The organism is Arthrobacter sp. Dra40, from assembly GCF_059091905.1.
On sequence record NZ_JBNHHB010000200.1, the window covers coordinates 1 to 9,429 of the forward strand.

Consider the following 9,429-nt stretch of genomic DNA (forward strand, 5'->3'; position numbering starts at 1 on the left):
GTCCCATTCCGAACCCGGAAGCTAAGGCCCACAGCGCCGATGGTACTGCACTCGGGAGGGTGTGGGAGAGTAGGTCACCGCCGGACATTCTTTACACCAGGGAAGGCCCCGCCAACGACGGCGGGGCCTTCCCCCGTTAACCCACCAACCACCCCAGCCAGACTAGGCTGGGGCGTATGGACACATCTTTGTTCTCCCACGCCCCACGGGAGCCCGAACCAGCCAAGAGCGCGGAACCGGTGCAATGCCGCGTGACAGTCGCACGGGACGGCAGGGAATCGTTCGAGGGGTTCACCGACCTCATTCACCTGTGGTGGCCGGTCGACGGCTACAGCGTGGCCGGCGAAGGCAGCCACGTGGAATTCGAAGACAAAGTCCTGACTGAAACGAGCATTGAGGACGAGGTCCATGTCTGGGGCGAAATCCTGGACTGGGTACCCGACAGCCACCTGCGCTTAACCTGGCACCCGGGGACGAGCCCGGCGACAGCGGGAGAACTGCGGGTCGACTTTGCGGAAGTAGCCCCGGGCCGCACGGAAATCCTTTTGGTCCACTCGGGCTGGGAAAATATGCCAGACGGCCAGCAGCAGCGGGCCGACTACGCCCAGGGGTGGCCCGAGGTGATCGGCCGCTATGTCCGATTCATGGGCGGCCCGGCATGAGCCCAGTGTCCCGGGCCGGCCCCGGAGAACGTCCGTTCTTTCGAGCTGCCTGTGCCACTGATTGGCCAATTCTGGCAGGCGAATAGCAACTGCCGGTTCTCGCCGGCAGGAGATCCTCATCGAACTACCACTGGAGGCCTTGAGACCGTGACCGATTCCTTCCTTGCCGGGCTTCTGCGATCGCTGCCCGCCGGTATTGTCAGCACCGAACCGGCAGATCTGGCCGCCTGCGCCGTCGACCAAGGGCCGGTGCTCGACCATCAGCTGCCCATCGCCGTCGTCCGGGCACAGACCGTGGAGGACGTGCAGATGGCGATGCGCGCAGCCCAAGCGGCCGGGGTGCCGGTGGTATGCCGTGGCGCCGGGACGGGCGTATCCGGCGGCGCGCACGCCACGGAAGGGTGTCTGGTGTTGAATCTGGAACGCATGAACCGGATTCTGGAGATCCATCCCGAGGACGAGATCGCTCGGGTGGAGCCTGGCGTGATCAACGCCGACCTGAACGCCGCGGTGGCCGAGTTCGGGCTGATGTACGCACCGGACCCGGCCAGCTACCGCCTCTCTACGATTGGCGGGAACATCGCCACGAACGCAGGCGGGTTGCGCTGCGCGAAGTACGGCGTGACCCGCGAATCCGTGCTGGCACTCGACGTGGTGTTGGCGGACGGAACCCTGATTCACACCGGCCACAGGACCTTCAAGGGCGTTGCCGGCTACGACTTGACCGGACTGTTCGTGGGATCGGAGGGAACTCTGGGCGTAGTGGTGGGTGCGACGGTCCGGTTGCGCTACCTGCCTGTTGCGGTGGAAACGGTGGCGGCATTTTTCCCCGATGTAGCGGCTGCCGCGGCCGGAGTGCTGGCCGTGGGCCGGGCGCGGGTACAGCCCGCAATCATGGAGCTGCTGGACGGACACACGTTGGCCCAGCTGGACAAAGAGCAGGGTTCGAGCCTTCGTGGCCGGGGTGGGGCGTTGCTGCTGATCCAGACCGACGGCCATGGGGCCGCAGTGGAAGCCGGCATCATTCGCGAGGTGCTCGGCGGGCTTGGCGGCGACATCAAGACGGCTGACGCCGCGGAGGCGGTCCGGCTGGTCGATCTGCGCCGGCACAGCCGCGGAGCCGAAGTAGACGACGATTTCCGGGTCGGCGAGGACGTGGCGGTGCCTCGTTCCCAGCTCGTGAACTACATCGACCAATTGCAGGAAATCGCCGAACGGCATGGAGTCGGACTCAAGGTGGTGGCACATGCCGGAGACGGCAACTTGCATCCGACCTTCTGGGTGGGCCCCGGGGACGTGGCGAAGGTGCCGGCGCTCAACGCGGCGCTGGACGAGTCCATCGATGTAGGACTGGCCCTGGGCGGCACGATCACCGGCGAGCATGGGGTGGGGCAGTACAAGGTCCGGTGGCTGGGGCGCGAGCAGAGCGAAGTGGTGATGGAACTGCAGCGCCGGCTGAAGGACGTGTTTGACCCGCGGCGGTTGCTCAACCCGGGCAAGGCCTTGCCCGAGGCCGTGCCGGAGCGGATCCCGTCCTGAGCTGCCGGGCTCGGGACGCGGCCGCTGATGGACCGGAGATCTACGTTGCCGGCCAGCCGACTGCCGGTCGTGCCCGGCGGCAAGTGGTTGCCCCGCGCGTAGGCTGGTGCCATGAGGAAAGAGACGCTGTGGGAAGAAATGAAGCGCCAGAACCCGGGGCATTCGGCGTGGTACATCCAGCGCTTCGAACAGATGCGGGCCGCAGGCACCGACCTGCACGGTGAAGCCCGGCTGGTCGATGCGATGGTGCCCCGCGGCAGCCGGATCCTCGACGCCGGATGCGGCCCGGGACGGCTGGGCGGAGAACTGGCCCGTCGGGGCCACACAGTGGTGGGCGTCGACGTGGATCCCGAGTTGATCGAAGCAGCCCGCAAGGACCATCCGGACTGCACCTGGTTGGTGGGCGACCTGGCCGAACTGGATCTGCCCGCCCAAGGCATCGCCGAGCCGTTCGACCTGATCGTCAGTGCCGGTAACGTGCTGACTTTCCTCGCCCCGGGTACCTCGGGCGAAGTGCTGCGCAACTTGGCCGCCCACCTAACTCCCGGCGGCCGGCTCGTGACCGGTTTCGGGGCGGGCCGAGGCTACGACTTCGACGAGTTCTTCTCCGACGCTTCCACCGCCGGCTTGGCAGCGGACTTGCGGTTGTCGACTTGGGACCTGCGGCCGTTCACGCCGACGTCGGACTTCCTGGTGGCGGTCTTCAGCAAGATGGCAGGGCAGCAGCAAGCTTAAGGGGATTCAGCCCTCGTCGGTCTCGGCGGCGTCCAGGGCGGCAGCGGTCTGCTCATCCGGATTCAGCATGATGGCCGCCTCGTCCCGCCGGTGGCGCAACACCGAATCGACATACGACTGGACAGCCTCCGCCAGCGGCACGTTGCGGTCCTGGTCTTCCGAGACGTACCAACGATGCTCGAGCACCTCGTGGACCACTTCGGCCGGTTCCAGCTTTCCCGCCAGCTCGCGTGGGATCGCTTTGACGATGGGCTCGAAGACGTGGCGGACCCAGCTGTGGGCGCTGACTTCCTCGCTCTGCTCCGAATAGTGGTCCGCGCGGTAGGCATCAAGGTCGTTGAGCAGCCGCCGTGCCTGGTTCTCCTGGACGTCCAGCCCGGTGAGCCGGAGTAGTCGGCGCTGGTGGTGCCCGGCGTCTACCACCTTGGGCTGGAGCCGGATGCTGGTTCCGTCGGCCGTGCTCTTGATGGAGAACTCTTCAACATCGAACCCCAGATCGTTCAGCCGCCGGATGCGGGCGTTGACCCGCCACCGCTCGCCTAGGTCGAACGACTCCTCGGCCGTCAGCTCCGCCCAGAGCTTGCGGTAGCTATCCATGATGCGCTCGCTGGTCGCCACCGGATTCACTTTGTCTTCCAGCAGGCCGCCCTCAACCAAATCCATCATCTCGCCCGCGATATTCACCCGGGCTATCTCAAGGTCGTGTTCCCGCTGGCCGTTGGAGAGCTGCGGGTGCAGTTCGCCGGTTTCGGCGTCCACCAAGTACGCCGCGAACGCACCGGCGTCGCGGCGGAAAAGGGTGTTGGACAGCGAGACATCGCCCCAATAGAAACCGATCAGGTGCAGGCGCACCATCAGCAGCGCCTGCGCATCGATCAGGCGGGTTAGGGTCTCCCGCCGCAGTGTCTGCGAAAACAGGGCACGGTAGGGGAGCGAGAAGCGAAGGTGCCGGGTGACCAACACCGGCTTGAGGGGCGAACCGTCGGTGCGCATGCGTCCCGTCATCACGGCCACCGGTTCCACACAAGGTATGCCCAGCCGCTGCAGTTTCCGCAGCATCTGGTATTCGTGCCGTGCTGGCTCTTCGCTGGTCTCCTTGATGGCCACCACGCCCGCACCTAGCGGAGCGAACCGGACCACGTGCCGGGACAGGCCTCGAGGCAGCGCCGCCAAGTTTTCCGCCGGCCATTCTTCCAAGGCCAGATGCCACGGCAGGTCAAGAAGCCGCTCGTCGGTGGTGGCCGCAGTGATGCTCAAGGAAGCGATCGCCGCGGCCCCACCGGACAGAGCCGTGTCGGCGGTGCCCCGGACAGGGCCGCCGGTGCCGGAGTGAGCAGCCATAGTGCCTACATCCTAGGCATGGACCTAGTCGGCTGTCTTTCCAGCCTCCACCGGGACGTTGAGGTCCTCCACCGAGGCTTCCGGAGTGCCGGGTGCATGCTCGCCCAAACGCAGCCCGGTCTGAGTGTCGAACAGGTGCACGTGCCCCTCTTTGGGCCGCACGTAGACGGTGCTCCCGGCTACCGGCGGCGTCCGCCCGTCGACCCGGCCGGTGATCTCGTAGCGCTTGCCGTCCAACTCGGTGTGCCCATAGACGTAGGCATCGGCGCCGAGCTCTTCGACCACGTCCACGAACACCCCAAGCCCCTGGTTGTCCTCGGCCCGTTCCAGATCCTCCGGACGGACGCCCAGCGTCACCGTGCTGCCGTGCGCTTCGCCGAGCAGGTCCCGCGGCACCGGATAGGTCAGGCCGCCGAACTGGACACCGTCGTCGGTCACCGGCAGTTCCAGCAGGTTCATGGCGGGGGAGCCGATGAAGCCGGCCACGAACACGTTCGCCGGCCGGTCGTAGAGGGCTCGCGGGGTGTCCACCTGCTGCAGGACGCCGTCCTTGAGCACGGCAACGCGGTCGCCCATGGTCATGGCTTCCACCTGGTCGTGGGTGACGTAGACGGTGGTGACGCCCAGCCGGCGGGTCAGCGAGGCGATCTGGGTGCGCGTCTGCACGCGCAGTTTCGCGTCAAGGTTGGAGAGCGGTTCGTCCATCAGGAACACCTGCGGGTTGCGCACGATGGCCCGGCCCATGGCCACGCGCTGGCGCTGGCCGCCGGAGAGGGCCTTGGGCTTGCGGTCCAGGTACTCTTCCAGATCCAGCAGCTTGGCGGCCTCGCGGACCCGCTCGGCGCGTTCTTCCTTGGACACGCCGGCGATCTTCAGGGCGAAGCCCATGTTGTCGGCCACGGACATGTGCGGGTAGAGCGCGTAGTTCTGGAACACCATCGCAATGTCGCGGTCCTTGGGCGGCACATCGGTCACGTCCCGGTCGCCGATCAGGATCCGCCCGGCGTTGACGTCTTCGAGTCCGGCGAGCATCCGCAGTGAGGTGGACTTGCCGCAGCCGGATGGGCCGACCAGAACCAGGAATTCGCCGTCGGCAATCTCCAGATTGAGTCTGTCCACCGCGGGCTTCTCGGTGCCCGGGTACAGGCGCGAGGCATGATCGAACGTTACCGTTGCCATGTTGTTTTCCCTTCACGGGCAGGTACGTGCCCGACGATCCGTAGTGATGGGTGAATGTTCAATTTTCAAGCCGCTCGCCGCGCCCACAGAGAGTGAGGTGGCTCACGCCCCTTAGTATGCCACGACTGTCAAAGCACCCGCCGAAGCGCCGGTGAGCAGCCCGTGCCGCCACGGCGGTGCTACACCTGCAGCGCGGCCGCCCGGAGTTCGGCCAGCAGGGCCAGCGCGGCAGCGAACGCCTGCGGGGACTCCACCCGGTAGTGCGCCGCGGTGGTGCCCGGACCCACCTTGATGCCGACGTCGGTGTCCCGCAGGACGGCGAAGGCATGCTCGTCGGTGACGTCGTCGCCCGCGAAAAAGACAGCGGTGGCGCCGGTGAAAGTGCGCAGCAGGCCGATGCCCTGGCCCTTGTCCGCGCTGAGCACAGACGTCTCCAGCACGCGCTTGCCGTCGCTGATCTGCAACCCGGGGATCTCCTGCAGCGCGGACCTGGCCTGCTCCGTGGCGGCCGCTGCCACATCGTCGGCGGCGGTGCGGGTATGGAGTACGACGCCGGCCGGCTTGGCTTCCAGCCTCGTGCCCGGGTGGGCAGCCACGACATTTCCGACGACGGCGGTGGCGGCTGCCAGCGCCCGCCGCTGGGACGCGTCCAGTACCAGCGGCGGGCTGTCCGGACCGGTGAAGACTTCGCCGCCGTGGGATCCGATCAGCAGGGTCCGGGCGTCCGGTGATGCCACGGCGCGCAAGCTGGCCAGCGCCCGGCCGGAGATGAAGGCGGTGGTCGTCCGCGTCAGGTCGGCCAGTGCGGCGACGGCAGCGGCCGAGGCCGGCAGCGGCCGGGCGTCCTCAGCCCGCGGCACGATCGGTGCCAGCACGCCGTCGAAATCCAGCGCGATGAGCAACGTCTCCGTTTCGGCCAGGTCCTCCAGCGCCGCCCGCAGTTCTGCCGGGACGGCGGCGTCGCCGACGCGCTCAGTCACGCGTCCCCGCATGCTCGAGGGCCTTCAGGAACGAGCGCGACCAGTGCTCCACGTCGTTCTGCAGGATCTGCCGGCGCATGGCCCGCATCCGGCGGGTGGACTCGGCCGGCGGCATGTTGACCGCCCGGAGAATGGCCTCCTTGAGCCCGTCGATGTCGTGCGGGTTGACCAGGATCGCCTGCTTGAGCTGGTCGGCGGCACCGGCAAACTCGCTGAGCACCAGCGCCCCGTCCGCATGCTTGCGGGAGGCCACGTATTCCTTGGCCACCAGGTTCATCCCGTCGCGCAACGCCGTCACCAGCATCACGTCGGCGGCCAGATAGAGCGCCACCATCTCCTCCACAGGGTAGCTGTGGTGCAGGTAGCGGATGGCGGTGTTCTCCAGGGTGTCGAAGGTTCCATTGATCCGGCCGACAGCCCCCTCGATTTCCTCCCTGAGCAGCCGATAGGACTCAACCCGCTCGCGGCTGGGCGAGGCCACCTGGATCAGCACCGCGTTCTCGACATCCACCTTGCCGTCTTCGAGCAGTTCGCCGTAGGCCTTGATCCGGTGCCCGATGCCCTTGGTGTAGTCCAGCCGGTCCACGCCCAGCAGCACGGTGTCTGGGTCGCCCAGTTCGTGCCGGATTTGTTCCGACCGGGCCATCACATCCGGCCGGTGGGCCAGCTCGCTGATGTGCTCCACATCGATGGAAATCGGGAAGGCTCCGGCCCTGCAGAGGCGGACACCGCCGTCGTTGTTTTCTACTTGCACCTGCTGCTGACGCACATTGAAACCACTGAAGCGGCGCACACAGCGCAGGAAGTTGCTGGTGTCGCTGGGCCGCTGGAATCCCAGCAGATCGGCGCCGAGCAGGCCGTCGATTACCTGCCGGCGCCACGGAAGCTGGGCGAAGATTTCCAGCGGCGGGAACGGGATGTGGTTGAAGAAGCCGATCCGCAGGTCCGGCCTTGCCTCGCGCAGCAGCTTAGGAACCAGTTGCAGTTGGTAGTCCTGCACCCAGATGGTGGCGCCCTCGGCGGCGATCTCCGCGGTGGCTTCGGCGAAGCGCCGGTTGACCGTTTTGTAGCACTCCCACCACGTGCGGTGGAATTCCGGTGCGGCGGTCACGTCGTGATAGAGCGGCCAGAGCGTGGCGTTGGAAAAGCCTTCGTAGTACAGCTCAACGTCGTCGGCGCTGAGGGCCACCGGCACCAGATGCATATTGTCGTGGTCGAACGGCTCTACCTGCTGGTCCGGGACACCGGGCCAGCCCACCCAGGCGCCCTCGGTCTTGGCCATCACCGGCGCCAACGCCGTGACCAGCCCGCCGGGCGACCGGCGCCACACGCCCTGCCCGTTTTCATCGATGGTGTGGTCCACCGGCAGCCGATTGGAGACGACGATCAGGTCGTACTCACCATACTGGCGTCCTTCTGCGTCCCTACCGTTCTGAGCGGAATCCGCCAATTGACTCTCCTTTGTGTGAAGTCGTCCTGATGATGACCTTATAAGGAATGGAAACCTGTCGCTTGCCCGGATCGTTCCCTCAAGTACAAACGTGAACGCGGCCACTGATGCCGTTTGAACGTTGAAGTTGCAACTAAACTGGTGCTGATGTGCCCTGCCCGGGCGAAGCACACCGACAAGACGCGAGGATTCATGGCTCACCAAAACAGCCCAAAGCCGACAAAGGCCGAGCGCACCGCAGCGGCCCGCGAGAAGGCCCGCCAGATGCGCGAGGCCCAGCAGAAGCGGGAAAAGCGCAACTCGCTGCTGGTCAAGGGCGGGGTGGTGGTCGCCGTACTGGTGATCATTGGTGTGATTGCCGCAGTGGTGATCACCAACCAGCGCGGCCAGATTGCCGATGCAGGTGCTGCGCCGGCGCACGGCAACGCATTTGGCGGCATCACCGTCACCCAGAACGGGCTGGCGGACACCGATCCTGTCCAGGTGGATGTGGCGAAAATCCCCGAGCCCGCCTCCACTCAAGGCGACGTCATCGTTCCGGCCGGTGTGGCCGCCGCGCCCAAGGGTGAGCCCGCAAGCATCGTGATGTACGTGGACATGGGCTGCCCCGTCTGCAAGAGCTTTGAAGGCCAGTACGGCGGCTACCTCACCGACCTCACCTCCTCCGGCGACGCAACCGTCGAGTACCGGGTGGCGACCTTCCTCGATCGGGTGTCCACCACCAACTACTCGTCCCGTGCCGCCAACGCCGTGGCCTGTGTTGCCGACTCCAACCCTGAGGTCTTCAACGATTACGTGACGCAGCTGTTCGCCCAGCAGCCGACCGAAGGTGGGGCCGGGCTGGACAACGCCACCTTGACTAGCATTGCCGAAACCGCAGGCGCCACCGACGTGGCCTCCTGCATTGACGACGGCGAATTCCGTCCCTGGGCCAAGTTCGTGAACCAGACCTTCTCCGAGTACCAGGTGGGCGGCACGCCGACCGTCTACGTGGACGGAAAGAAGTGGGATCCTAACACCGATAACGACTTCCAGCAGTTCGCCCAGGGCGTCATCGACGCCCGCGCCTAATCCATCTGCCGCGCCGGTTCCCGGCGCGGCGACCAGGCGGTGGCTTGCGAGTTTCACGGGGAGGCGCCGCCTGGGCTACCCTTATCTAGCCGGTTTTGTCCGGCACGCTGGCCCGCGGGCCAGCCCGCCTCCTTAGCTCAGTTGGCCAGAGCACCTGTCTTGTAAACAGGGGGTCGCCGGTTCGAATCCGGCAGGGGGCTCCGCGAACCCCTGTCTGACTAGACAAAGCGCATGTTGGGAGGGGTTTTCACATGCTCCGTCAGCATGTGAACACACGCTTTGCTCATACTCCCCGCCGGCCATGCTCCCAGTGGATAGAAATACCATTGAGCACACCGAAGAGAACGAACTGAGCAAGCGAAGGGCCCCGCTGCTGTGAACTGCTCCCCGGAAGTTGGACTGAGAAATTCAGTTCCGACTTCTGGGGAGCAGTTTTATGCATGCATGTAGTTCGTTGTCCGAGGATCAGCGC

8 protein-coding genes, 1 tRNA gene and 1 rRNA gene are annotated in these 9,429 nt (G+C 66.1%); 6 read left to right on the forward strand and 4 right to left on the reverse strand.

The window, feature by feature from the left end; genetic code table 11:
- The 4 genes from rrf to AC5RWT_RS30955 form a co-directional block, all read left to right on the forward strand.
- Positions 1 to 86 (forward strand): 5S ribosomal RNA (rrf, locus tag AC5RWT_RS30940); the annotation flags it as partial.
- A gap of 90 nt (positions 87 to 176) precedes the next feature.
- Positions 177 to 662 carry an SRPBCC domain-containing protein gene (locus AC5RWT_RS30945; RefSeq protein WP_494044210.1) on the forward strand — a complete coding sequence of 162 codons (486 nt, stop codon included), beginning with the start codon at positions 177 to 179 and terminating at the stop codon, positions 660 to 662.
- Between the two features lie 147 nt (positions 663 to 809).
- Positions 810 to 2,201 (forward strand): FAD-binding oxidoreductase, encoded by a 1,392-nt coding sequence (locus AC5RWT_RS30950; RefSeq protein ID WP_494083555.1) that lies wholly within the window; start codon positions 810 to 812, stop codon positions 2,199 to 2,201.
- A 111-nt stretch (positions 2,202 to 2,312) separates the two neighbouring features.
- Positions 2,313 to 2,936: a class I SAM-dependent methyltransferase gene (locus tag AC5RWT_RS30955; protein WP_494083556.1), complete on the forward strand. Its 624-nt coding sequence runs from the start codon at positions 2,313 to 2,315 to the stop codon at positions 2,934 to 2,936.
- 6 nt (positions 2,937 to 2,942) lie between these two features.
- Here the strand turns inward: AC5RWT_RS30955 and AC5RWT_RS30960 are convergent, their stop codons facing one another.
- From AC5RWT_RS30960 to otsA, 4 genes are all read right to left on the reverse strand, one after another.
- On the reverse strand, positions 2,943 to 4,277 hold the full coding sequence (locus tag AC5RWT_RS30960; RefSeq protein WP_494083557.1) for a DUF4032 domain-containing protein: 1,335 nt from the start codon (positions 4,275 to 4,277) through the stop codon (positions 2,943 to 2,945).
- A gap of 24 nt (positions 4,278 to 4,301) precedes the next feature.
- Positions 4,302 to 5,456, reverse strand: coding sequence for an ABC transporter ATP-binding protein (locus tag AC5RWT_RS30965; RefSeq protein WP_494083558.1), 1,155 nt, complete (start codon positions 5,454 to 5,456; stop codon positions 4,302 to 4,304).
- 179 nt (positions 5,457 to 5,635) lie between these two features.
- Entirely contained in the window at positions 5,636 to 6,448 is an 813-nt protein-coding gene (otsB, locus tag AC5RWT_RS30970) for a trehalose-phosphatase (RefSeq protein WP_494083559.1), read from the reverse strand.
- Positions 6,429 to 7,886 carry an alpha,alpha-trehalose-phosphate synthase (UDP-forming) gene (otsA, locus tag AC5RWT_RS30975; protein ID WP_494044216.1) on the reverse strand — a complete coding sequence of 486 codons (1,458 nt, stop codon included), beginning with the start codon at positions 7,884 to 7,886 and terminating at the stop codon, positions 6,429 to 6,431. Before otsA ends, otsB begins: the two co-directional genes overlap by 20 nt.
- 192 nt (positions 7,887 to 8,078) lie before the next feature.
- Here otsA and AC5RWT_RS30980 point away from each other — a divergent pair, with 192 nt between their 5' ends.
- Both AC5RWT_RS30980 and AC5RWT_RS30985 read left to right on the forward strand, forming a co-directional pair.
- Positions 8,079 to 8,957 (forward strand): DsbA family protein, encoded by an 879-nt coding sequence (locus AC5RWT_RS30980; RefSeq protein ID WP_494083560.1) that lies wholly within the window; start codon positions 8,079 to 8,081, stop codon positions 8,955 to 8,957.
- Between the two features lie 126 nt (positions 8,958 to 9,083).
- A tRNA-Thr gene (locus AC5RWT_RS30985) sits at positions 9,084 to 9,157 on the forward strand.
- The last annotated feature ends 272 nt before the right edge of the window (positions 9,158 to 9,429 follow it).